The sequence below is a fragment of the Mucilaginibacter limnophilus genome (assembly GCF_004005815.1).
In the GTDB taxonomy this organism is placed as follows: Bacteria; Bacteroidota; Bacteroidia; order Sphingobacteriales; family Sphingobacteriaceae; genus Mucilaginibacter; species Mucilaginibacter limnophilus.
Map to the genome: position 1 here is coordinate 1 of NZ_SACK01000017.1, position 23670 is coordinate 23670.

A 23670-nucleotide genomic window follows, 5' to 3' on the forward strand; every position below is an offset into this window, starting at 1 on the left:
CGCCTTCATATTCCTTGATGGCCTTTACGATCTGTGCTTCGGAAATAATAGAGTTCTTCATCGTTTGACTGTTTAAAGTTAAGACTTTTCGTCCTTTAAGCAGTCCGGTTTTTAGGAGGGGTTACAGGAGTAATGGTCGTTTACCTGAGAATTACGGTAGACGGCGTATCAAGCGAAATTTCAACCAAGCGTAAATTGGAACCTACCAGATGGGATTCGCGGAAAGGAAGGGCGTCCGGATCAAAAGATGACACCAGGGCGCTGAACAGCTTTATTGATATTCTTTCTCATAAGGTTCCATGAGGCGAGAAGAAAGCTCATCGATGACAACAAGGAGGTTTCTGCGGTAGCCATTAAGAACTTGCTCTTCGGTGTTGATGAAAATAAGTATCTAATCAAAATATTCGAGGATCATAATGGAAGCATTAAAGCGCTCGTTCCGACCGAATATTCTGCCGGTACGCTTGATCTATTTGAACGTACATTGCTACACACCCAACTGTTTATTAAGTGGCAGTATGGCACTGACGATATCAGTATCCAAAAGTTGGATTACGAATTTATTGAACGGTTTTCATTTTGGTTTAAGACCGTGCGTAAATGCCAACACAACTCGACAATAAAATACCTGACCTACTTTAAAAGATCGTATTACTTTGTGTAAAACGCAAATGGCTGACTTACGACCCCTTTGCAGAGTTTAGTTTGGCAAGGCGGGAGAACATCAGCCGTTTCTTACTGAAACAGAGCTATCAACCATCGCCAAAAAAGTATTCCCGACAGAACGACTTCATGTAGTCAGGGACATATTTTCGTTTAGCTGCTATACAGGCCTTGCCTATGCGGATGTTCAAAAGTTATAGCGTTCAGAAATTGTTATTGGTGTCGACAAGCATAAGTGGATCGACACATACCGTCAAAAGACCAACAGCACTACCAAAATACCCCTACTACCGTTACCGCTTGCCATTATCAAGAAGTATGAATGTCATCCTGTATGCCAAGCTAAGGGTACAGTGCTGCCCATTTTGTCAAATCAAAAAATGAATGCGTACCTCAAGGAGATTGCGGACACGTGTGGCATAAACAAAACTTTAACGTTTCACATCGCACGCCACACATTCGCAACCACCGTTACCCTAAGCAATGGTGTGCCCATCGAGTCCGTTGCAAAAATGCTAGGCATAAGAACCTCAAACAAACCCAACACTATGCAAAAGTACTTGACTTCAAAGTTGGCAATGATATGCAGGCGTTGAAAAATAAACTGACCGATATTACTGTTTGATGCAAATAAGAAAGGAGCACGAGACCATTTGGTCTTGTGCTCCTTTTAATGATAAATGACTGTAATCATCCGGACGCTTTGGGCAACAGCCAAAGAAATTGGTTAATATTATTAACCATCCATCCAGACCTGGCTTCCCTGGGCAAGGTGGTAGGAGGGCTGGTATCTGAAGTAACCGGCTGCCGCAAGTTCCCCTATACACTTATGGTAAGTAACGATAGAATTGATACGGCTATAGGCCATAAGCATCTTTCGTGATACCTGAAACGGTAAAGCGAAGCCACTGTTCTGCCAGCAAAGAAACAGGCTGATAAAGAGACTCACGTGAGAGGTAAGTAAATGCTTGTCCTGGCTGATACGTTTGATTGAGCTATTGACTGGTTAGGTAAAACACTAATTATTACCGATAAAATTGTTAAGAAATGCTGTCATTTATTTTTTAGGAAAAAATATTAACAATTATTCAATTTTATTTGAACTTTCGGTTGGTTATGCTGTTCATTCATAACAAAGCTCGTAATAACTTATGCTAAAAAACAATTCTGTTACAGCACCTGAGAATAACCATTCAACAGCATTTTACCTGCTGATAGGCGGATACAGGTCTGCCAAAAAAGGTATAGAGGTTTACAACTTCAATGCTGATAACGGTGCATTGGATTACATAAGTCAGTCGGGAGGTATCGAGAACCCATCATATCTATGTTTAGACAGCGCCTGTAAACATGTTTACGCGGTTAGCGAACGTGAGGACGGCGGTGAAGTTCATGCCTATGAATTTGATAAACAAACCGCCAGGCTGACTTTAATAAATAAAGAATCTGTTTATGGCGAGGCAGCCTGTTATATTTCCATAGACGAGAAACAAAAACATATTTTTATTGCCAATTACAAAAGCGGCAGTATTTCTGTCCACCCAATTGGTGATGATAGATCTGTGCTGCCGCTTATTCAGCAGATACAGGACTATGGAAGTAGCGCTGACCCTGACCGGCAGGAGGGGCCGCATGCTCATGCAGTAATGCAGACACCTGACCAAGGCTTTGTGATATTTACAGACCTTGGCACAGATAAGATTCGGTTATTGACATATTCTCAAACTGAAACTCAACCGCTTTCAGATGGTCAGGATATCAGTATAACGCCTGGCAGTGGACCGCGTCATATTGCGTTTTCAGTTGACAACAAATATCTATATATAATAACAGAGCTTACAGCAGAGATCTTCGTCTTCAGTTATAATGATGGCAATATTGATCATATCCAAACAGTAAGCCTATTGAGCGAGGGCTTCAACGGTGAACCGGGAGGAGGTGACATCCTATTATCCGCAAACGGATTGTTTCTGTATGCTACAAACCGTGGCGATGCCAACGAAATTGCGGTGTTTTCTGTTGATCCTGAAACGGGCATGCTTAACTTCCTTCAGCGTTGCAGCAGCAATGGCAAGTCACCAAGAAATATATCGATAAGTCCAACCGGCAAACATTTGCTTGTGGCTAATGAGGAAGGCAATAACGTGGTTGTTTATTCACTTGATGATCGATCCGGCAAAATTGGTGACGTGTTAACCAATACAGTGATAGAAAAGCCATCCTGTTTGAAATTCGTTTCAGCATAAATTTATCCTTTCAACAAAAAACATATGGCACGTATAGGATACCAGGCATCGCATGAACAATTTCCGCCTTCAGCATTACTTCGTTTTTCACAGCTCGCTGAGCAGGCCGGGTTTCAATCGGTAAATTCTTCTGATCATTTTCATCCATGGGGTGAAGCACAGGGCCATAGTGGTTTTTCATTTACATGGCTTGGCGCTGCCATGCAAAGCACCGCGTTACCTTACAGTATGGTTTGTGCCCCCGGTCAACGTTATCATCCGGCAATTGTGGCACAAGCTATTGCTACATTAGGCGAACTTTTTCCCGGCCGTTTTTGGGTTGCACTTGGCAGCGGCGAGGCTGTTAACGAAAACATTACCGGCGAACGCTGGCCAACCAAGGCTGAACGAAACACAAGACTACTTGAGTGTGCGCAGGTAATCCGGCGTTTGCTCAACGGAGAAACGGTTACACATACCGGGCTTATCACTGTACATCAGGCTAAACTTTACAGCCGTCCATCAGTAAACCCTCTGCTGTATTGCGCAGCGCTGACACCTGAAACTGCCGCGTGGGCTGGTAAATGGGCCGACGGCCTTCTTACAGCCCATCAGCCGTTAGACAAGTTACAAAAAGTTATACAAGCCTTTCGCGAAAATGGGGGTGAGGGTAAACCACTGGCACTAAAGGCACAATTATCTTATGCGGCCACTGCCGAAGATGCCTTACAAGGAGCCTGGGAACAGTGGAAAACTAATATTTTTCAAGGTACGGTTTTAAGCGATTTGCCTACACCGGCACATTTTGATGCTATGGCACGTTTTGTAAAGCCTGAAGATATGCATCCATATGTAAACATTTCCGCCGATTTAAATGAACATATCAAAAATATCCGGTCGTACATTGATCTCGGATTTAATGACATTATCCTACATAACGTAAATCGTGAACAAGAGATTTTTATAAATGATTTTGGTGCTAAAGTACTACCTGCTTTTGCATAAGTTTAACCTTACTGGCATTGCAGTTTTGCCAGGCAAAGTATAGTTAACCTATAAGAAACTCGATAAGTGCTTTGTTTACCTCATCAGGCACTTCCATAATGCTCTGGTGGCCTCCGTTAATCATAGTAAAGTGCCCATGGCCGACTTGCCTTGAAATGTGCTTGCAAGCATCAGGTTTAATTATTCTGTCGTACGCAGCACCCATTACCAATGCAGGTACCGTTATTGTTTTTAAAGAAGCCGTAACATCAAATTCCATACACCTGAGCAGACCATCGGCAGTTACCTCCGGTGGATTAAGCGCCGCTATTCGACACATAAATCTTAACTGATCAGCCGTTTGCCTACCTGCAAAAAACAAGAAGCGGTAAAACAAAATACTCAATCCATTCAAATAGTTTAAACGTCCAATGATCTTAAAAATTAAAGGGTGCCGTTTAACAAAGCCAAAAAATGGTATCAAAACCGGCTTTTGTAAAAGTTGTGTCCACGGCGAAAAGGGGGTAGTTTGAAAAGGATTTGTATAACTGGCATGCTGCAGAATAACAGACTTTACCAAAGGGGTATGAGCATCAGCGCAATACTGCATAGCTACCATGGCACCCATACTGTGGCCATAAATTATTGGATTAAAAATTTGGAAATGCGTTAGCACTGCAGCCAGGTCTGCAGCCAAAACAGGTATTGATAAGTCAGCCGGTTGCGGCGACCAACCGTGACCGGGAAGATCAATAATTACCAGTCTGAAATGCTTCCTAAGAAACAAACGCTGATAATACCATTGTCGGCTGCTGGAATTAAGCCCATGTAAAAGCACCAGCGGTTGCGTATTTTCGGACCCTTCAAGCTCAACGTGCATAGTATTGTCGCTGGGACATTTAATGTAATATCTATCTGCTGACCTCAAAATTTTTGGCGCAGCATAGCTACTTCGCTTTGAAAGCAGCCATGAAACGGGATACCTGCCAAGAGCGGCAAATAATCCCGCTGCTATACAACCTAAAGTCCATGAGGGTTTAACCATACAGGCAAATTAACAAGCAGAAATGTATTCAGTTTTACATCCTATCAGGGGCGTTTTCGCGATCCCTGATGGTTTTCTTGCTAATATACAGCTAAGCTAAAGAGCTTATTTACAATGCTTACCTACATTATATTTTATCATCAGTTTAAAGGTTCATTTTCAACACTCATAATTGCAAGGCACAAAGCAGCCATTTCACCAATATTCTCTGGTAATCCGGCAGGTACTATTTTGCAGGCTTACCACGGTTCGAAATAAGCTTCGCGCTTAATCACCTCATCATAACAGGTTGTATCAGTTCACGCGTACGGTCATAAATACTACCTAAAATTATAAGTTCAGGATTAAGCATATCAATAAATATGGCGAGTGCATGGCCAAGAAATTGTGCAGTAATCCGATAAACTTCTATAGCGGCCTCTTCGCCTTTAAAAGCGGCCTCAGCAACACATTTTGCAGTAATGAAAGTTTTATATGAGTTGTACACCTGAAGGCCCTGCACTCCTTGAAAGAAAGCCTCGAAGTCCAATACGGTATGGCATTTGCGGTAAGTTATTATGCCGTCAACAGTAATCAGTAAAGTAACTTATAATTCTAACACCCGCATCTTACGGGTTGACTATGTATCAGGTCAGGCTTATCTTTATAAAGAGGTACCCGAAAGTGTTTATAAAGAGCTTAAAGCATCATTAGTAAAAGGCCGTTACCTTACTCATTTTATAAAAGGCCGTTATGCTTTTGAGAAATTAATTGATGGCTAAACAGTTGCTCTCGGGATCCACAATAATCTCATATTGTTTTAATTGTTTATACTTGATGCGAAAATACATCATTTCATAAGCCTTTATTTATGTAATAAAGTACCAATTGTATATATTTAAGCCTGATGACAGGTGTAAGTGATAATGCAAAAAAATAAACTTCCTACAATTAAAGAAATTGCAAAAAGGTTAAACGTTTCTGTATCAACAGTGTCACGCGCTTTGCACGGCCATCCAAGTATTGGGTTGGTGACTACTATGCGGGTGCAGAAAATAGCCGAGGAGATAGGATATGAGGCCAACAAATCGGCAATACACTTTAAAGAGCGGAAGACTTACACTATAGGCGTTATCATCCCTAACTTATCCGAACCATTTTTTTCATCAGCGCTTTCAGGTATTGAAGATATTGCCGAGAAACATAATTACAACGTGATCATCGGCCAGTCGCTTGATAACTTTGAGCGGGAAAAACGGATAGTTGAAAACATGAAAGATCACCGGGTTGACGGCGTACTGGTATCACTCACAAAGGATACATCCACTTACGAGCACTTCGAAAACTTGAAAAAATATAACATCCCGGTAGTTTTTTTTGACCGGGTGCCGGCACGCAAGGATATCAACTTCGTAGCCTGCAACCTGCTTTCGGGTATGCTGCAGGCCATGGCTAAACTGGTAAAGGCAGGTCATAAACGAATCGGCTTGATAAACGGTCCTGCCAAGCTTGCCGCCACCTTACAAAGGGTTGAGATATACTTTAAATGTCTTAAAGAAAATAATTTGCCTATTGACCAGGATATCATGGTGTCAACCAGCCTGGCAAAAAGTGATAATGTGAAGGCCATTCAAAAATTGCTTGCACTTGATGAGCGTCCCACAGCAGTAATTGTGTTTAACGATTATGTAGTGCTCGACTGCATTGCTGCTGTGAAAGCGGCCGGGTTGGAAGTGAATAAAGATATCAGTTTCATCAGCTTTGCCAACCTGCCGATATGGGAGTACATGGATACGCTTCCGCTGGCATCCATTGAACAATTTGCCCACAGCCAATCGGTAATTGCTACCGAATATCTTTTTAAAATGATTGACGAGCCCGGCGCAGGTTATGGTACAGATAAACCTTATCTGCAACATGTAATCGATTCAGAAATGATTGATTACTCACTCTAAAACCTTACCTAAATCGTTTTTCAGCTCGGCCTACTTGATTTTATCATTTTGATAATTTGCCAAACATTTATTGGATAATTTTTCAGATATGGCATTTTATTACTCTTTAAATGAATATTTCGAAATAAAAGTTTGGCCTTTTGTGAGGTTATGCAAATTAGAACAAACGTTTGCGTAACCTATGCAAACGTTTGCGCAACAACTTTTTTAAGCATACCGGCCTTAACACCTTTTTTTAGCAATTGTTTTCGTTCAACTTTACGATATCACAATTATTAATAAATGCTTAATAAATTCCTTTCAACAACTTAACAATATGATGAAAAAACTTTTACTTATCTGTTGTTGCTGTGTTCTGGGTTATCTGCAAACTTTCGCACAAACCAATTCGGTTTCCGGGAAGGTGGTTTCAGGTACCGACTCGCAACCTATTCCCGGCGTGGTTGTTATGATTAAAGGCACCAACGGTGGAGCATCAACAACCGCTGATGGTAGCTTTACCGTTAGCATTCCCGGACAAACCGCCACATTGCAATTCCGCTATGTGGGTTACACTACCAAAGAAGTAGATGTAAAAGCCGGACAAAACATTACTGTAACATTAACTGAAGATGTTACACAACTGAATGACGTTGTAGTAGTAGGCTACAGCAGTAAAAAACAAAGCGAGCTTACCAGTTCGGTAACCGTAGTATCAGCCAACAAACTTAAAGACGTTACTACCAACAACGTTGGTAGCATGCTGCAAGGTAAGGTTGCCGGCTTACAAGTGGTGAACAGTTCAGGTCAGCCGGGTTCTGCGCCTGAGATCAGGCTGCGCGGCGTATCATCGGTAAACGCTTCGCAAAGTCCGCTTTTTGTGGTTGATGGTATAATAGGCGGCAATTACGACCCGAACGACGTGGAAAGCATTACTGTATTAAAAGATGCAGGCGCTACGGCTCTTTATGGTTCTCAGGCCAACGCGGGTGTAATAATAGTTACGACTAAAACCGCTAAAGAAGGCCGCACACGCTTTAACGCCAAAATTACAACAGGTTTCAGAACGGCTGATTTCGGAAAACTCGACCCAATGAACAGCAGCCAGTTATACGATTATCAAAAAGAGCTTTACCGCGATTATATAGTTGGCGCTACCGATAATACCTACAAAATAGATTTAGGTAAATTTTATGCAGAACGTCCGCTAAGGTTGCGCGGTCAGGACTACGACTGGGTAGGAGAATCATTTAAGAGGGCCCCGTTAACCAACGTATACATTTCTGCTACGGGCAAAACCGAAAAAAACAGTTACTATGTTGGCGCGTCTTACTTTGACGAGAAAGGCACGTTTACCAATACTAACTATAAACGGTTAAACTTACGTGCTAATTCAACTTACACTTTCACCAAAGATTTAAGCATAACCAATAATATAAACCTTAGTGCGTCAAAAGGAAACAGCTATGATTATATGGATATGTATTATTCATTTTTAAATATACCATGGGATAATCCGTACAATGCTGACGGCAGTCCGTTTTATATGGAGCCAGGATTACCGGTAGAATGGTGGTCGCGCGATAGAATAAATCCTTTACATACTATAGAAAACAGCGACCATCCATATAAAGGTTTGAACGTTAATTATGACTTGGTTGTAAACTACAACATTACACCTTGGTTAACGTTTACCAGTTCAAATAGGGTTGCGGCAGGAACAGATAAGTCGGTTAACTATTTTTCGCCACTTGTAGCAGGTAATTACAAAGCAAATGGCGGTTATATATACGAATTAAGCTCCCTTAACTACGGTTTTATATCAAATAACCTGTTAAAATTCAATTTCCAACTTGGCGATCATAACCTGAGCGGTTTCGCGGGCTTAGCGTTTGAGAACGGCCGTACCGAATACTCAGGCGGCTCAGGCCAAGGTTTACCGGTAGGTTTAAAGCAGTTAAGCGTTGCTACCAGCCAGTTACGCCCTATAGGGTATTTTAATCAAAATTACCTTAACTCATTCCTGTCGCAGGTTAACTACAACTTTAAAAACAAGTATTTCTTGTCAGGATCATTCAGGGTTGACGGTTCCTCAGCTTTCCCTACCAATAACCAGTATGCTTCATTTCCATCAATATCAGGTGCATGGCTTGTTAGCAACGAGGAGTTTTTGGCCAACAACAGTTCCATCACTAATTTAAAATTAAGAGCCAGTTACGGTATAACGGGAACACAAGATATAGGCTCGTCAAGGTTCTTGGGTTTATATGCCTTAACTACTCAATATGACGGCAAATCGGCAGCTGTACCATACCAGTTAGAAAGTCCTAACCTTACCTGGGAAAGCAAACGCCAGGTAAACGTTGGCTTTGATTTGAGCCTGTTTAACCGCGTAACCTTAACCGTTGATGCTTATCACAACAATACCAAAGACTTGTTATTACAAGTAGCGCAACCACTATCGGTTGGTTTTGAAACAAGATGGGCTAACGTGGGCAACGTGATAAATAAAGGTATTGAAATAGGCATTAACGCAAGTCCGTTTAAAACCGGCAAATTTGAGTGGAATACTGATTTTAACGTCAACTTTAACAGCAACAAGCTGGAAAATTTACCGGCAACAAACGTACGTTCAGTTAACAGCGTATCACAAATATACCGCAATGGCGGAAATCTGTATGAGTTTTACTTACCAAAATGGGCAGGTGTTGACGCGGCAACCGGCTCGCCTTTGTGGGAAAAGCTGGTATATAACGAAGCCGGAGAAAGCGTAGCTGTAGAAAAAACGTCTAATTATTCAGAAGCTACTTACCAGGAAGCGGGCTCTGCTCTGCCTAAATATCAGGGCGGTTTTAATAACACATTCACTTATAAAGATTTTTCACTGCGTGTAAATACTTATTTCAGCTACGGGGCGAAAATATTCAGCAATAACTTGAGGTATATGCGTAATGACGGCAACGAGCCTTACTACAACCAAATAGTATTGCCCGAAGGGTCAAAAATATGGTCAGGCCCCGGTGATACAGAAGCTACTGAGCCAAGTCCACAAAATTCGGCCGGTTCAACAGAAACCTCAACCCGATATTTAAAAGATGCCAGCTATTTTACCATACGTAACATTTCGTTTAATTACAACCTGCCTGCATCATTTGCTAAAAAGCTAAACTTTGAAGGTATTAGTGTAGGCGTATCGGCTGATAATGTGGCGACATTCACCAATTTCCTTGGCCAGGACCCACAAACTACTATTACAGGCGGCAACTTTGCTATGCCAGGTTTGCAAGACTTTAAGTATCCAAATAACAGGCAATATCTGTTAAACATAAACTTTAATTTTTAACAGCAGTAAATGATATTTCTCAACAAAAAAGGATTTAACATGAAAACTAAAATATTACTACCACTTGCTGTTATGTTACTGACAGCGGGAAGTTGTAAAAAACTTGAAGTAGCACCCAGCGATGCTATAACTACCGAAACGCTGATTAACACACCTGAAGGATTGGCTAACGCGCTAAACGGTGCATATGCATTGTTTAAAGATCATATTGAGTTTAATGGTACAGTTGATATGAATAATATGTATCTGCGGCAGTTTTACCACCTGAGTGATTTTGCCAGCGACGATATTGTATGCGGCCAGGTTACAACTGACCCACTATATTACAGCTTCAGCCTCGATCATTCTCCATCACAAGGTAATACGCGTTATTTCTGGTACGTGTCATACAAAATTATCAATGGTGTTAATACGATTATTGATGCAGTTGAAAAACAAGGAAGCGAAGATGCCACCAAGAAGCAATTATTGGGGGAGTGCTATTTTTTACGTGCATTTTGCCACTTTAATCTGGTTAGGTTGTTTGCCAAGCCATATAGTGTTGACCCTAACTCGCCGGGTATTATACTGCGTACATCGTTAACTGATCCGGCACAAAAAGGCCGCTCAACCGTTGCCGAGGTATACGGTCAGGTTATTGCCGATGCTGAAAAGGCAGCAGGTTTAATGACACAAGTTCGCGGTGTTCAGTATGCATCAAAGGAAGCTGCCTGGGCGCTGTTATCACGCGTTAATTTGTATAAAGAAGACAATGCAAAAGCTATCGAATATGCTGATGATGTGATAAACTCAGGCAGGTTTACGTTAACCAACGCTACCAGTTTTAAAACAATGTTTGCCAATGCGACCAACTCAACTGAAACAATTTTTTGCATTGCCTTCACTGATCTTGATGATTATGGCAAATTCGGTTCTATAGCATCAATGATCTACTCAGACGGCAACTCGGGTTGGGGTGAAGAGTTCGCGTCATCATCAATACGTTCACTGCTCAACCAGCATCCTGAAGATGCGCGAAACTCATACATAGTACCGTCAGAAGTTGAGGGTGTTGTACAGAAAAAGAATGGCATTGAAATGTACTACATTACCAAATTTTCGTTTCAGGGCGGTTCACCAAATCTTAGTTCGCCTATCATGTTTCGCCTTGCCGAAATGTACCTGATTAAAGCCGAGGCTTTAGCTAAACAGAATAATACTGCGGCGGCATTAGAGAATGTCGACAAAATACGTGAAAATCGCGGCCTTGAAAACATGTTGTATAATGGTACGCTGCCAGCAGGCAAAAGCGCGCTTGATGTGGTGCTGGAAGAAAAACGCATGGAATTTGCTTTTGAAGGTCATCGTACCTATGATGTTTTCCGCAACAAACGCACGCTTGACAAAACTTACTGGGGCTACCATCTGCGTGGTTTAAAAGAAACCGATGTGAACCTGGCCACAAAGCCAAGCGGCTATCCAAATATGACGGTACCTTATACCAGCCCGAGAACAATTTATTTCATTCCGGTTGACGAGGTGTTAAGCAATCCCGAAGTAACTCAAAATCCGTAATAATTTAATTATCAACTAATATTAAAATGATTGATATGAGAAATATAAAAGTATTTGCGTGTATGTCACTCATGCTTTCAAGCACGCTCATTAGCTCATGTAAAAAAGACGAAACCAAAGCGCTTACCGACCTTGTCTATGAAACTGCGGTTGAAGGTTACAGTGTAACTTTTACTACCAAAACCGAAGGGTTAAGCAATGTAAGATGGGAATTTGGCGACGGTGAAACTTCCACAGAAACCAATCCGACACACACGTATCCTGGTAAAGGTAAATATGTGCCTACGCTGTACGCATCAGTAAACGGTAAAAGTGTAGAAGCTTCAACGGTATTGCGTATAGCCAAAACAACGCCCGTTAAAATTGATGATAACTCAGTTGATGATTGGGCATCAGTAACTTCAAGTATTCCCCTTGGACCTAAAAAAGGCGTGTTTAATGAAGTAAAAATGGACTTTGACGGTAACTATGTGTATTTGTACATAGACATGAACCGCAAAAAATCCGACGGTGATATCTTCGACATCTACCTTGATAGTGACAACAATACAGGTACTGGCTATTTAACCGGTGGTATACCCGATGGTGGTTATGATATACTGATGGAAGGGCCTTTTCTTACAGGCAATGTAGACATATTTTATAATACAGGAACAGACCAAACCGCCTGGAGCTGGCAAGTACAAACAATAGCTGACGCGTATACTGTAGGTACAGTAAAAGAAGCAGGAACTAACGTTAAGTTTGAAGTACGTTTTGACCGCGGAAAATTAAAGAAAGGATTAGATAATACTAAAGGCATACGCATAGCCATACAGGCGGTGAAAGGCGATTGGTCGGCATTTATTGGCTACGCGCCCGACGAAGGTTCATCAAGTTTCTTTTTAGATATGAATGATGAGTAAGACTTTTCTTATTCATAAACTGATCAGATACTAAACAACAATATGAGCCAATCTACAGCGAATCAACTTCCTGCCGGGCGTCTTGTGTCTCTTGACGTAATGCGCGGAATGATTATGATACTGCTTTGCGCCGAAAGTTGCCTTGTGTTTGAGGCATTGAAAAACCTTGAACCGGTGCAACCTTTCGCAGCGATAGTTACCCAGTTTTTCCACCATCCGTGGCACGGGCTGCGGTTTTGGGATCTGGTACAACCGGCATTCATGTTCATGGCGGGTACGGCGTTGCATATCTCATACACCAGCAAGTTAAAAAAGGGCATCAGTTGGGGTATTAATTTTAAGCACATCTTCTGGCGAAGCGTGAAGTTGTTCCTCTTTGGTACCGGCTTGCATTGTGTTTACGCAGGCAAACCTGTTTGGGAGCTATGGAATGTATTAACTCAGCTTTCGTTTACATACCTTGTAGCCTATCTGATTATCAACTGTGGTTATGTATGGCAATTTGCGTTTTCAATAGCTTTACTTGCCCTTACCGAGATATTGTACCGTACAATATTGGTACCGGGATTTGACCAGCCTTTTGTTGAGTACCACAACTTTGGCGCGTACATGGATACCGTACTGATGGGAAAGATCAACTCTGACGGTTGGGTAGCTATAAACGCCATTCCAACTGCAGCACATACCATTTGGGGGGTGCTGGCCGGAAAACTGCTGATTTCTGAAAGAACATCGGCACAAAAAATTAAGGTGCTTGTAATAGCAGGGATCATTGCTTTACTAATTGGTTTTGGCCTTGATCTTTTAAATATCACACCTATAATTAAACGCATTAGCACCAGCTCATTTGTGTTCGCTTCAGCGGGATGGGTACTGCTGATACTTGCCGCTACTTACTGGCTGGTTGACATTAAACAGAATGTAAAATACGCGTTGGTGTTTACCGTGGTTGGCATGAATGCCATTTTCATCTACATTTTTTTTGAAACCGTTGGCTTGCACTGGCTTGATAGTGTAGTAGCCATTTTTACCGGCGACATGCTGCGCACATGGTTTGGTATCCCGGTGACTGTGGCGGCGCTTATTTCGGCGCTGGCCGTATGGTTTGCCGAGTGGGGATTGTGCTATTGGCTTTATACAAAAAAGATATTTTTCAAACTATAACACATAGTAATTATGAATTTAAAATTTGCACGTACCGGTTTGTTTTCCGCGCTACCTTTCCTTTTTTTTGGGGGATGTAAGGATAAAGCAGACAACCTGGTAAAGGTTGAAAAGGTAAACGTTACTTATACAGAAAGTAATGAAGATTTTCCTAATCCTGAACGGGGCTTTTACCGCTATTCAGAAACACATGCCAGTGATTTCTCGCTGCTTGACGCCAACGAACTTAAAAGTTATCGCACCACCCAAGCTATTGAAGGCGCAAACTATCAAGTACTTAGTACGCTTGTATTCAGGTATTATATTTTAGACAATGTTACCAGCGCACCAATACCGGCATCTTTCATCACAAACATTGGGAAAGATATGGCTGCGGCCCGCACAGCAGGTGTTAAACTGATACCGCGTTTTGTGTATACAGTAAGACAAACGGCGGGTAATTGTCCTGAAGGGTTTATCTGTCCGCCATACGGCGATGCGCCCAAATCGGTAATCTTAGGACACATTGCCCAGCTTAAGCCTGTGCTGCAGGAAAATGCTGATGTTATAGCCTGCGTACAATTAGGCTTTATAGGTGTTTGGGGCGAGCAATACTACAGCGATTTCTTCGGCGACGCGTCAACTAATGGCGGACAGGAAAATAAATTGCTCGATCAAAACTGGCTTGACAGAGGTGAGGTGATCAGTGCTATGCTTGAAGCCGTTCCGCAAGACCGTATGATACAGGTGCGCTATCCGCAAATAAAACAACGCTTTTTATATGGCATAAACGCTTTGATAACATCCGCACCCTTAAGCGATGCCAATGCTTTTACTACAGCTGATAATGCCCGAATAGGTTTCCATAACGATTGCTTTATGGCAAGCTCTAACGATTTCGGCACGTACGAAGATTACGGAAACAGCTCATCTCCGCGTGTGTCGGGCGGAGGCGTTGTTAACACCCTGCGCGATTACCTGAGCAACGACAGTAAATATGTTGCCGTTGGCGGCGAAACCTGTTCAGACGGTTACAGCCCTGCAAATGATTGCGAACCCGGCGGAAAAATTCAGGAAGAGTTTGCAACCATGCACTACAGCTATATCAACGCGCATTATAACAATGAGGTGAATAACGATTGGCAGGATGGTGGCTGTATGGATAATATCAAACGCAACTTAGGTTACCGTTTTGTACTGCAAAGCGCTGTATTGCCTGATAATGTTGTACATGGCACAAACCTGAACATTGTCCTTAATCTGAAAAATGCTGGTTATGCATCTCCATTCAATAAACGCCCGGCCAAGCTGGTACTGCGCAACAAGGCAAACGGAGAGCTAAAATCGTTTGATCTGACTACAGATGTACGCAAATGGTTCTCAGGTGCGGTTAAGGTAGAAGAAGCCGTTAAAATTCCTTCTGATTTTCCTGCCGGTGAATACGAACTCCTGTTAAGCCTGCCTGACGCGTATGCAAGCATAGCGTCCCGTCCTGAATACAGCATACGTTTTGCAAATGAGGGTGTTTGGGAAGCCGAAACAGGTTTTAACAAATTGAACCATACTATCAGCGTAAAATAAGGGCATAATGAGTATTAAATATTTCGTGAATGCCTTGTTCGTCGCTTGCATATTATGTACTGCAGCGGCGTTCGCCCAAAATAAAGTTATCGGCATAAAAAAGGGTGAAAGCTGGTATGGCGGGGCGGTTAATGATGCACACATGGCACCTTTCAAATCGGGGTATAGCCTGAACCTGTTTGCCGACATCCGGTCGAACCAGGCGGTACCGTTCCTGGTATCGAGCAAAGGCCGGTTTGTTTGGAGCGAAGAGCCCTTTAAGTTCAGCTTTGATAATGGTCAGTTGATCATCAGCGATGCTGTTGGCTCTGTAGTTATCGATTCAGCAGGTAATAGTTTGAAAGATGCTTTCACCAACGCTTCTAAAAAATATTTTCCTTCAGCAGGAAAACTGCCTGAAATGTTATTGTTCAGCAGTCCGCAGTACAATACCTGGATTGAACTTGTTTACAACCAGAACCAAAAAGACATCCTTGCCTATGCAAAAGCAATACTTGCAAACGGGTTTCCGCCGGGTGTGCTGATGATAGACGATAACTGGGCCGATTACTATGGCCGGTTTGATTTCAGGAAAGACAGGTTTACCAGCCCTACGGCAATGATTGACAGCCTGCACCAAATGGGTTTTAAGGTGATGATATGGGTAAGTCCGTTTATTTCACCTGATACCGAGGTTTTCCGTGAGTTGCTTGATAAAAAACTATTGCTATTAGATGGATCGAATGCAAAAACAGCTGACGGCACCGACAAGCCCGCTCTCATAAGCTGGTGGAACGGCTACAGCGCGGTGATGGATCTTACTAATCCAAAAGCACAGGAATGGTACCGCGGCAGACTCGATCATATGGTAAAAACTTACCACCTTGACGGTTTTAAGTTTGACGCGGGCGATGCAGATTTCTATCCGGCTAACGCTATTTCATATGCTAAAGCCACACCCAATGATCATAGCCGCTTGTGGGGTGAAATTGGATTAAGCTTCCCGTTGAATGAATACAGGGCTATGTGGAAAATGGGCGGACAGCCGCTTGTGGAGCGCCTTCGTGACAAAAAACACAACTGGGAAGACCTGCAAAAACTGATACCACACATTACATCGGCAGGACTGATGGGTTACCAGTTCACCTGCCCGGATATGATAGGCGGCGGCGAATACGGCTCATTTATTGGTCGTGACAAACTTGATGAGGAACTGGTAGTGCGGTCGGCGCAATGTTCAGCACTTATGCCTATGATGCAGTTTTCGGTAGCGCCGTGGCGGGTGCTTAGTAAAGAAAACTTCGCACTGATAAAAGCATCAGTAGAAATCAGGAAAAAATATACTCCATACATTTTACAATTGGCCAAAACAGCCGCCCAAACAGGCGAACCCATTGTAAGGAACATGGAATATGAATTTCCAGGACAAGGGTTAAGCGATGTTCAGGGGCAGTTTATGCTGGGAAGCAAATACCTGGTAGCGCCGGTAGTAACGAAAGACCATAAAAAGACCATTCAACTGCCAAAAGGAAAATGGAGAAGTGACGAAGGCAAAATTTTTAAGGGGCCGCTTGCCCTAACACAAGACGTGGCCCTGAACAGGTTGCCTGTATTTGAGCTGATCAAGTAGGCAGCAAAATCAATGAGAATTAAGAATTACAAAATATACCTAAAGTGCAAAGTGTAGCTAACATAGAGGAAGTTGTGTTGAACTTTAACTGCAAAGTTGATATCGGCACACGGAAGGTATTTGGGTCGGGACACATTAACGACACTTATTTTCTAAAAAACGCGTCGCAGGATGGCGGCGATTATTTACTGCAACGCATCAACCACCACATATTTAAAAACGTTGAAAAGTTAACTGAGAACATGCGCCTGGTTATAGGCCATCTGAAAAATAAACTTAACGAAACGGGGAAGGGTGATGCAGATAAGGAGGTAATGACCCTTATCCCGGCAAACAACAACAAATATTATTACCAGGATACCAACGGCGACTACTGGCGCATGTGTTATTTTTTAAGCAATACGCACAGTTATGATGTTGTTGAAAACGAAAAACAGGCCTACGAAGGTGGTAAGGCATTCGGCAAATTTCAGAAAATGCTGTCTGATTTACCGGCAGGGCTGATGTACGAAGTAATTCCAAACTTTCATAATCTTGAAAACAGGCTTAATGCGTTAGACCAAGCTATTGATGAAGATGCTTTCGGTCGTGTAAAGGAAGTTACAGAAGAACTTGAGTATTTAGCCGGGCATCGCAATACGATGCTGTACTTTCAGCAGCCTGAGCAGAAAGCCAATCTGCCAAAAAGGGTGATTCATAATGATACTAAGTTTAACAATGTGTTGCTTGATGAAAATGACGAGGCGCAATGTGTTGTGGATCTGGATACGGTGATGGACGGTTACGTGGCTTATGATTTCGGTGATGCCATTCGTACTATAATCAATACCACTACCGAAGATGAAGCCGATTTAAGCAAGATACAGTTGAACATGCCTTTATTTAATGCTTACACAAAAGGTTACCTGCAGGAAGCAGGCGACTTTTTAACTGAAGCTGAAGTTAATTCGCTGGTTATGGGTGTGCTGCTGATGCCTTACATGCAGTCTGTTAGGTTTTTAACAGACTATTTAAGCGGCGACAGCTACTACAAAATAAAGTTTGAAGGCCACAACTTACAGCGTACAAGGGCGCAATTGCAATTATTTAAGATGCTAAATGCTAATGCGGAAAAGCTGCGAAATACCGTTTTAAACGAGATCGAGAATTATAAAGCCAAGCACGTGCTGTAATGGAAATCCCGGCGATATATATTGATCATATTGAGGATTACCGGCTTTGTGATATAATTTCAGGAGAGCTGGATAGTCATAAAGCAAACGCCATAAGTAATTCACCGTGGTTTAGCAACAATGATGTTTCTGCTTCATTTGTGTTGGCATACAGCGGTGATTATATTTTTTTGAAATATTATGTAACCGAAGGCAATACACAGGCTTTACATAACCGCTTTAACGAGCCGGTGTATAACGATAGCTGTGTAGAACTTTTCATAGCTTTTGATAACGACGAAAAATATTATAATCTCGAATTCAACTGCACCGGCAATAGTTTGGCACAATACGGTTCTGGGAAAGATGACAGGACATTTATCCCGGCGGCTTTGTTGAAGCAGATAAAGCATCAAACTACAGTAAGTAACAAAGACACAGCAATCAGTTGGACACTTACGCTATGCATACCAAAAGCCGTATTTTGCTTCCATAAAGGGCTTAATCTGGCAAAAGCAAACGCCAAAATAAATGTGTATAAATGCGGTGATGGTTTGCCTCAACCGCATTACTTATGCTGGAATAACATCGAATCGGCAGAACCAAACTTTCATTTAAGCGACTTTTTTAAAGAAGTTTCATTCGGCAAATCACAATTAATATCCGTACAAATATATCATGGCAGAAAACAATAAAAAATCAGCTGTAAATCCGATAATATTAATAGGTATCCTGTTTTTCATTTTCGGGTTTATCACGTGGTTAAATTCGGTACTGATACCCTACTTAAAGCTTGCCTGCGAACTGAATAACCTGGAAGCTTATTTGGTGGCGTTCTCATTTTATATATCATACTTTGTGATGGCCATCCCGTCATCATGGATATTAAATAAAACAGGTTTCAAAAAAGGCATGTCTGTTGGATTGATAGTGATAGCGGTCGGGGCGTTGGTGTTTATCCCCGCCGCTTTATCACGCCAGTATATCCTTTTTCTTTTAGGATTATTCATCCAGGGATCGGGCTTGGCGCTGCTACAAACGGCTTCAAATCCTTACATTACTATACTCGGCCCGCCTGAAAGTGCCGCAAAACGTATCAGCATTATGGGTATCAGCAACAAAATTGCAGGCGCCATCGCTCCGATAATTTTGGGAGCGGTAGCGTTAAAAGATGCCGACGGGCTGAAAGCCAAGCTGGCGGGCATGGATGCTGCCACAAAAATCATACAGCTAAATGAACTTGCCTCAAGGGTAATACTGCCATATATCATTATTGTAATTGTGTTGCTGATACTGGCAGCGATTATTTATTACTCGCGCCTACCTGAAATCGACACAGACAAGGAAGACCCGGCGACAGAAGGCAGCACTTCCGGAAAAACAAGCGTGTTTCAATTCCCGCACTTATTACTTGGGGCCTTTACTTTGTTCTTGTATGTTGGAGCCGAAGTTATAGCAGGTGACACAGTAATAAATTATGGTTCAGCTCAAGGCATCGCATTAAGTTCGGCTAAGTTTTTTACTACGGCTACTTTAGTGTGTATGATAGTAGGTTATCTTGCAGGTATCATCTGCATACCAAAATACTTCAGCCAGGAAACAGCCATGAAAATTTGCGCCTTACTCGGACTTATATTCTCCGTACTGGCTTTAATAACCACAGGCTTCACATCAGTGTTAATGATATCATTATTGGGTTTGGCCAATTCGCTGATATGGCCTGCAATCTGGCCAATGGCGCTGGCCGGTCTTGGTAGATTTACCAAAATAGGATCATCGTTATTAATTATGGGCATAGCAGGTGGCGCCGTTATACCGCTTGCATATGGCGCGCTTGCTGATGCTTATAATCTGCAACATGCTTACATAATACTTATACCTATTTACTTGATGATAGGTTATTATGCCATAAGCGGGCACAAATCAGGTAGAACAGTAAAAAATTAGTACATCTATTCAAAATATTAAAATCAACTAAAAATTTATAATTATGGATCGCAGAGATTTTGTTAAAAATGGTGTGGTAGGATTAGCGGGGTTAACAATAATGCCGTCAGGAGTTTTATTCGGTAAAAATGCCGACAAAGTTAGGTTAGGTTATATTGGCGTAGGCCTACGCGGCCGTAACCACATTGGTGAAGGTTTGCTGCGCGACGACGTAGAGATTGTAGCCATTTGCGATATACAGGAAAGTTCGCTTAAATACTGCCGTGAGCAGTTTGTAAAAGCAAAAAAGAAACTTCCGGCTGAATATACCGGCGGGCTTGACGCTTACAAAAAACTGGTAGACCGAAAAGACGTCGACGCGGTGATCATTTCAACACCATGGCAGTTTCATAAAGATCAGTCCATTTATGCGATGCGCGCCGGCAAGTATGTAGGCTGCGAGGTAATTGCAGGTATATCGGTACAGGACCACTGGGACATATTGAAAGTTTACAAAGAAACCAAAGTACCTTACATGACTTTGGAAAATGTTTGTTACCGCCGCGATGTGCTGGCAGTATTAAACATGGTTCGTCAAAATCAATTTGGCGAGCTGGTACACCTTGAGGCAGGCTATCAGCACGACCTGCGCGGTGTGTTGTTTAATGATGGTAAAAACTTTAATGGTAAAGGTGCCGAATTTGGACCGAATACGGTAGGCGAAGCACAGTGGCGTACGCAATGGAACATCGACCGCAATGGTGATATTTACCCAACTCATGGTATAGGTCCCATCATGAACTATATTGATATCAACCGGGGCAACCGCTTTACCAACCTGGTGTCGTTCGCTTCAAAATCGCCGGGGCTGAACGCTTATATAAAAAAGGTATCTCCCGGAAACAAGAATGAGAACATCAAGTTTAAGAACGGTGATATCGTAACAACCCAAATGAACTGCGCCAACGGCGAAACCGTTATGCTCACGCACGATACGCACCTGCCAAGGCCGTATTCTATAGGTTTCCGTGTGCAGGGTACAGAAGGTTTATGGATGGACGTTGCTGATGCCATTTACATTGAAGGGAAATCAAAAACTTACGACGAGTGGGATAAAGCGAACGTTTGGCTGGAAAAATACGACCACCCGCTTTGGAAAAAATATGAACATTTAGCCGAAGGCGCGGGTCACGGCGGTATGGACTGGTTCGTGTTCAACGCGTTCATCCAGGCGGTTAAACAAAAGAAACAAACGCCGATAGACATTTATGATTCATTGACCATGAGCGTGATTACGCCGCTTTCTGAAAAATCGATTGCCGAAGGCAACATGCCGCAGGAGTTTCCTGACTTTACCGAAGGTGCCTGGAAAGACAGAAAGAACACCTTCGCGTTAGACGATAGCGGGTTTTGAGAGATAATCATTTATGTCATTTCGAACGATAGTGAGAAATCTTCTGTAAGCGATTAATCCTCGTACACATATTGCAGAAGATCTCTCCTCGTTCCTCGTCGAGATGACAGTAATTCAATCTATATGAAAAAACAAATATTGGTTACCGGTGGGCTCGGATATATAGGTTCACACACGGTAGTGGCCTTGCTGCGCGCGGGTTATACCCCGGTGATAGTTGATAATCTTAATAATTCGCGCATTGGCATACTCAATCAGTTGGAGGAAATAACCGGCACAATGCTTGAATTTTATAACATCAACCTGTGCAACAAACCTGCAGTTGCCGAACTGGTAGCCGGCAAGCCTGAATTACAGGGCGTGATACATTTCGCGGCGCACAAAGCCGTTGGTGAATCGGTTGCCGAACCGCTTAAGTATTACGCCAACAACTTCGAATCGCTGTTCAGTGTACTGCAGGCCTTTGAAGGCAGGCAACTGAATCTGGTGTTTTCTTCGTCATGTACAGTTTATGGTCAGCCCGATACATTGCCGGTAAGTGAAGCAGCACCTGTTAAAAAAGCGGAGTCGCCGTATGGTAATACCAAACAGGTGGCCGAGGAAATTTTACAGGACATCGCGAAAGCAGATGAATTAAAAAACATCATCTCACTGCGTTACTTTAACCCGGTTGGCGCGCACGAGTCGGCACTGATAGGTGAGCTGCCCATTGGCGTACCGCAAAATTTAGTGCCATTCATTACCCAAAGCGCTATTGGGAAACGCGGCTCAATAACCGTTTTTGGCAATGATTATGATACACCCGACGGCAGCTGCATACGTGATTACATCCACGTGGTTGACCTTGCCGAAGCGCATGTTGCCGCTATACAAATGCAAGAGCAAGGTGATGCTGATAACAATTACGATGTATTTAACATTGGTACCGGCAGGGGCTACACTGTTTTGGAAGTGATAAAAGCCTTTGAAGAGGTAAACGGCGTAAAGCTGAACTATCAGATAGGGGCACGCCGTGAAGGCGATATTGAAAAGGTGTGGGGCGATACCACAAAATCAAAACAGGTGTTAGGTTGGGAAGCCAAATTTGGCATAAACGAGATGATGGAGAGTGCCTGGAAATGGGAAAAATACCTTGAACAAAACGAGATACACTAAACATGCACAAGTTAAATTTATTAGAAGAAACGCGGTACGAGAAAGTGCCGGTTAAGATATTTGGTAACGACGTTGATGCCAGCGCTGCGGTAGCGCAAAGCATAGCGCGCGTTATAAAAGACAAACAAGCAAAGGGCGAAACCGCCGTACTTGGCCTAGCCACCGGCGTTACGCCCATCAAGGTATATAAAGAACTTATCCGCCTGCACAAGGAAGAAGGGCTGAGTTTTAAAAATGTGGTGACTTTTAATCTTGATGAGTATTACCCGATACAGCCCGATGCCGAGCAAAGCTATGTACGGTTTATGAAAGAAAACCTGTTCGACCATATCGATATCGATATGGCGAACGTGAACATACCCGACGGTACATTGCCAGAAGAAGCGATAGCTGATTTCTGTTTAGCCTATGAGCAAAAAATAAACAGCTATGGCGGTATCGATCTGCAAATACTGGGCATAGGCCGAACAGGCCACATTGGGTTTAACGAGCCGGGCTCGGCACCAAACTCAGGTACACGTCTGGTTACCCTGAACGACCTGACCCGTAGCGACGCATCAAAAGATTTCGGCGGAAAGGATAATGTACCTACCAAGGCCATCACCATGGGTATTGGTACTATCTTTAAAGCAAGGGAAATCATCCTGATGGCCTGGAGTGAGAAGAAAGCATCAATCATTAAAAAAGCGGTAGAAGGCAACATCTCAACAGATGTACCGGCCACCTACCTGCAAATGAGCAGCAACGCCGAATTTGTTATTGACGAGAAAGCGGCCGTAGCATTAACCCGATTTGATACCCCCTGGCTGGTAAAGGATTGTGTGTGGGATATCAGCCTGATAAAAAAAGCGGTAACCTGGCTTTCACAAACCGTTGGCAAACCCATCCTAAAACTAACCGAAAGCGATTACAACAACAACGGCATGTCGCAGCTGGCAACAGAAAAAGGGCCGGTGTACAACATTAATATCGACATTTTTAACAAAATACAGCATACCATTACCGGCTGGCCGGGCGGCAAGTACAATGCCGACGATAGCCAAAGGCCGGAACGTGCCC

General features: G+C 42.8%; 23 protein-coding genes. 20 read left to right on the plus strand and 3 right to left on the minus strand.

All coding sequences use genetic code 11. The features are described from left to right. The first annotated feature begins 132 nt into the window (after positions 1-132). The 3 genes from EOD41_RS21315 to EOD41_RS21120 all read left to right on the plus strand — a co-directional run bounded on the left by EOD41_RS21315 (position 133) and on the right by EOD41_RS21120 (position 1259). Positions 133-303, plus strand: coding sequence for an Arm DNA-binding domain-containing protein (locus EOD41_RS21315; protein ID WP_164850011.1), 171 nt, complete (start codon positions 133-135; stop codon positions 301-303). Then, the gene (locus tag EOD41_RS20245; RefSeq protein ID WP_127708577.1) at positions 275-664 is read left to right on the plus strand and encodes a phage integrase SAM-like domain-containing protein; all 390 of its coding nucleotides are present in this window, start codon (positions 275-277) and stop codon (positions 662-664) included. Before EOD41_RS21315 ends, EOD41_RS20245 begins: the two co-directional genes overlap by 29 nt. 307 nt (positions 665-971) lie before the next feature. Beyond that, positions 972-1259: a tyrosine-type recombinase/integrase gene (locus tag EOD41_RS21120; RefSeq protein ID WP_394342479.1), complete on the plus strand. Its 288-nt coding sequence runs from the start codon at positions 972-974 to the stop codon at positions 1257-1259. A gap of 140 nt (positions 1260-1399) precedes the next feature. Here the strand turns inward: EOD41_RS21120 and EOD41_RS20255 are convergent, their stop codons facing one another. Further along, entirely contained in the window at positions 1400-1612 is a 213-nt protein-coding gene (locus tag EOD41_RS20255; protein WP_240663519.1) for a hypothetical protein, read from the minus strand. A 202-nt stretch (positions 1613-1814) separates the two neighbouring features. Here EOD41_RS20255 and EOD41_RS20260 point away from each other — a divergent pair, with 202 nt between their 5' ends. Together EOD41_RS20260 and EOD41_RS20265 are read left to right on the plus strand one after the other, a co-directional pair. Beyond that, positions 1815-2909 (plus strand): lactonase family protein, encoded by a 1095-nt coding sequence (locus tag EOD41_RS20260; RefSeq protein ID WP_127708583.1) that lies wholly within the window; start codon positions 1815-1817, stop codon positions 2907-2909. 24 nt (positions 2910-2933) lie between these two features. Then, a complete protein-coding gene (locus EOD41_RS20265) occupies positions 2934-3893 on the plus strand; it encodes a TIGR03885 family FMN-dependent LLM class oxidoreductase (RefSeq protein WP_127708586.1) in 960 nt (319 codons plus the stop codon). Between the two features lie 43 nt (positions 3894-3936). On the opposite strand, the gene EOD41_RS20270 is transcribed toward EOD41_RS20265, so the two are convergent. After that, positions 3937-4917: an alpha/beta fold hydrolase gene (locus tag EOD41_RS20270; protein WP_127708589.1), complete on the minus strand. Its 981-nt coding sequence runs from the start codon at positions 4915-4917 to the stop codon at positions 3937-3939. 114 nt (positions 4918-5031) lie between these two features. On the opposite strand from EOD41_RS20270, the gene EOD41_RS20860 reads away from it, so the two are divergent. Continuing rightward, complete coding sequence (locus tag EOD41_RS20860) at positions 5032-5175, plus strand: hypothetical protein (RefSeq protein WP_164850012.1); 144 nt, start codon at positions 5032-5034, stop codon at positions 5173-5175. A gap of 13 nt (positions 5176-5188) precedes the next feature. Here EOD41_RS20860 and EOD41_RS20275 read toward each other — a convergent pair whose 3' ends face one another. Beyond that, entirely contained in the window at positions 5189-5446 is a 258-nt protein-coding gene (locus EOD41_RS20275; RefSeq protein ID WP_164850013.1) for an ROK family protein, read from the minus strand. A gap of 28 nt (positions 5447-5474) precedes the next feature. Between EOD41_RS20275 and EOD41_RS20280 the strand changes: the two genes are divergently transcribed. From EOD41_RS20280 to nagB, 14 genes are all read left to right on the plus strand, one after another. After that, positions 5475-5678: a KTSC domain-containing protein gene (locus tag EOD41_RS20280; RefSeq protein ID WP_127708595.1), complete on the plus strand. Its 204-nt coding sequence runs from the start codon at positions 5475-5477 to the stop codon at positions 5676-5678. Positions 5679-5822: 144 nt separating this feature from the next. Beyond that, positions 5823-6851, plus strand: a complete 1029-nt coding sequence (locus EOD41_RS20285) for a LacI family DNA-binding transcriptional regulator (protein WP_127708599.1) — start codon at positions 5823-5825, stop codon at positions 6849-6851. Positions 6852-7167: 316 nt separating this feature from the next. Then, complete coding sequence (locus EOD41_RS20290) at positions 7168-10173, plus strand: SusC/RagA family TonB-linked outer membrane protein (RefSeq protein ID WP_240663521.1); 3006 nt, start codon at positions 7168-7170, stop codon at positions 10171-10173. A 39-nt stretch (positions 10174-10212) separates the two neighbouring features. Continuing rightward, complete coding sequence (locus EOD41_RS20295; RefSeq protein WP_127708602.1) at positions 10213-11727, plus strand: RagB/SusD family nutrient uptake outer membrane protein; 1515 nt, start codon at positions 10213-10215, stop codon at positions 11725-11727. Between the two features lie 35 nt (positions 11728-11762). Further along, the gene (locus tag EOD41_RS20300) at positions 11763-12632 is read left to right on the plus strand and encodes a PKD domain-containing protein (protein ID WP_127708604.1); all 870 of its coding nucleotides are present in this window, start codon (positions 11763-11765) and stop codon (positions 12630-12632) included. Between the two features lie 42 nt (positions 12633-12674). Then, entirely contained in the window at positions 12675-13796 is a 1122-nt protein-coding gene (locus tag EOD41_RS20305) for an acyltransferase family protein (RefSeq protein WP_127708607.1), read from the plus strand. Between the two features lie 12 nt (positions 13797-13808). Beyond that, positions 13809-15356 (plus strand): DUF4832 domain-containing protein, encoded by a 1548-nt coding sequence (locus tag EOD41_RS20310; RefSeq protein ID WP_127708610.1) that lies wholly within the window; start codon positions 13809-13811, stop codon positions 15354-15356. A 7-nt stretch (positions 15357-15363) separates the two neighbouring features. After that, positions 15364-16965 carry a glycoside hydrolase family 31 protein gene (locus EOD41_RS20315; protein WP_127708613.1) on the plus strand — a complete coding sequence of 534 codons (1602 nt, stop codon included), beginning with the start codon at positions 15364-15366 and terminating at the stop codon, positions 16963-16965. A gap of 44 nt (positions 16966-17009) precedes the next feature. Further along, the gene (locus EOD41_RS20320) at positions 17010-18137 is read left to right on the plus strand and encodes a phosphotransferase enzyme family protein (RefSeq protein ID WP_127708616.1); all 1128 of its coding nucleotides are present in this window, start codon (positions 17010-17012) and stop codon (positions 18135-18137) included. Then, positions 18137-18811 (plus strand): carbohydrate-binding family 9-like protein, encoded by a 675-nt coding sequence (locus EOD41_RS20325; RefSeq protein ID WP_127708619.1) that lies wholly within the window; start codon positions 18137-18139, stop codon positions 18809-18811. The genes EOD41_RS20320 and EOD41_RS20325 overlap by 1 nt, the downstream gene beginning before the upstream one ends. After that, complete coding sequence (locus EOD41_RS20330) at positions 18795-20063, plus strand: sugar MFS transporter (protein WP_127708622.1); 1269 nt, start codon at positions 18795-18797, stop codon at positions 20061-20063. Before EOD41_RS20325 ends, EOD41_RS20330 begins: the two co-directional genes overlap by 17 nt. Before the next feature lie 43 nt (positions 20064-20106). After that, entirely contained in the window at positions 20107-21456 is a 1350-nt protein-coding gene (locus EOD41_RS20335; protein ID WP_127708625.1) for a Gfo/Idh/MocA family protein, read from the plus strand. 123 nt (positions 21457-21579) lie between these two features. Then, positions 21580-22611 carry a UDP-glucose 4-epimerase GalE gene (gene galE / locus EOD41_RS20340; protein WP_127708628.1) on the plus strand — a complete coding sequence of 344 codons (1032 nt, stop codon included), beginning with the start codon at positions 21580-21582 and terminating at the stop codon, positions 22609-22611. 2 nt (positions 22612-22613) lie between these two features. Next, the coding region (gene nagB, locus EOD41_RS20345) for a glucosamine-6-phosphate deaminase (RefSeq protein WP_127708631.1) at positions 22614-23670 on the plus strand (1057 nt) is incomplete at its 3' end.

What these genes read in the sequence shown, in the direction of transcription:
- EOD41_RS21315 (WP_164850011.1), top strand. Translation starts at nt 133, where the DNA reads ATGGTCGTTTACCTGAGAATTACGGTAGACGGCGTATCAAGCGAAATT.
- EOD41_RS20260 (WP_127708583.1), top strand. Translation starts at nt 1,815, where the DNA reads ATGCTAAAAAACAATTCTGTTACAGCACCTGAGAATAACCATTCAACA.
- EOD41_RS20265 (WP_127708586.1), top strand. Translation starts at nt 2,934, where the DNA reads ATGGCACGTATAGGATACCAGGCATCGCATGAACAATTTCCGCCTTCA.
- EOD41_RS20270 (WP_127708589.1), bottom strand. Translation starts at nt 4,917, where the DNA reads ATGGTTAAACCCTCATGGACTTTAGGTTGTATAGCAGCGGGATTATTT.
- EOD41_RS20860 (WP_164850012.1), top strand. Translation starts at nt 5,032, where the DNA reads ATGCTTACCTACATTATATTTTATCATCAGTTTAAAGGTTCATTTTCA.
- EOD41_RS20280 (WP_127708595.1), top strand. Translation starts at nt 5,475, where the DNA reads ATGCCGTCAACAGTAATCAGTAAAGTAACTTATAATTCTAACACCCGC.
- EOD41_RS20285 (WP_127708599.1), top strand. Translation starts at nt 5,823, where the DNA reads ATGCAAAAAAATAAACTTCCTACAATTAAAGAAATTGCAAAAAGGTTA.
- EOD41_RS20290 (WP_240663521.1), top strand. Translation starts at nt 7,168, where the DNA reads ATGATGAAAAAACTTTTACTTATCTGTTGTTGCTGTGTTCTGGGTTAT.
- EOD41_RS20295 (WP_127708602.1), top strand. Translation starts at nt 10,213, where the DNA reads ATGAAAACTAAAATATTACTACCACTTGCTGTTATGTTACTGACAGCG.
- EOD41_RS20300 (WP_127708604.1), top strand. Translation starts at nt 11,763, where the DNA reads ATGAGAAATATAAAAGTATTTGCGTGTATGTCACTCATGCTTTCAAGC.
- EOD41_RS20305 (WP_127708607.1), top strand. Translation starts at nt 12,675, where the DNA reads ATGAGCCAATCTACAGCGAATCAACTTCCTGCCGGGCGTCTTGTGTCT.
- EOD41_RS20310 (WP_127708610.1), top strand. Translation starts at nt 13,809, where the DNA reads ATGAATTTAAAATTTGCACGTACCGGTTTGTTTTCCGCGCTACCTTTC.
- EOD41_RS20315 (WP_127708613.1), top strand. Translation starts at nt 15,364, where the DNA reads ATGAGTATTAAATATTTCGTGAATGCCTTGTTCGTCGCTTGCATATTA.
- EOD41_RS20325 (WP_127708619.1), top strand. Translation starts at nt 18,137, where the DNA reads ATGGAAATCCCGGCGATATATATTGATCATATTGAGGATTACCGGCTT.
- EOD41_RS20330 (WP_127708622.1), top strand. Translation starts at nt 18,795, where the DNA reads ATGGCAGAAAACAATAAAAAATCAGCTGTAAATCCGATAATATTAATA.
- EOD41_RS20335 (WP_127708625.1), top strand. Translation starts at nt 20,107, where the DNA reads ATGGATCGCAGAGATTTTGTTAAAAATGGTGTGGTAGGATTAGCGGGG.
- galE (WP_127708628.1), top strand. Translation starts at nt 21,580, where the DNA reads ATGAAAAAACAAATATTGGTTACCGGTGGGCTCGGATATATAGGTTCA.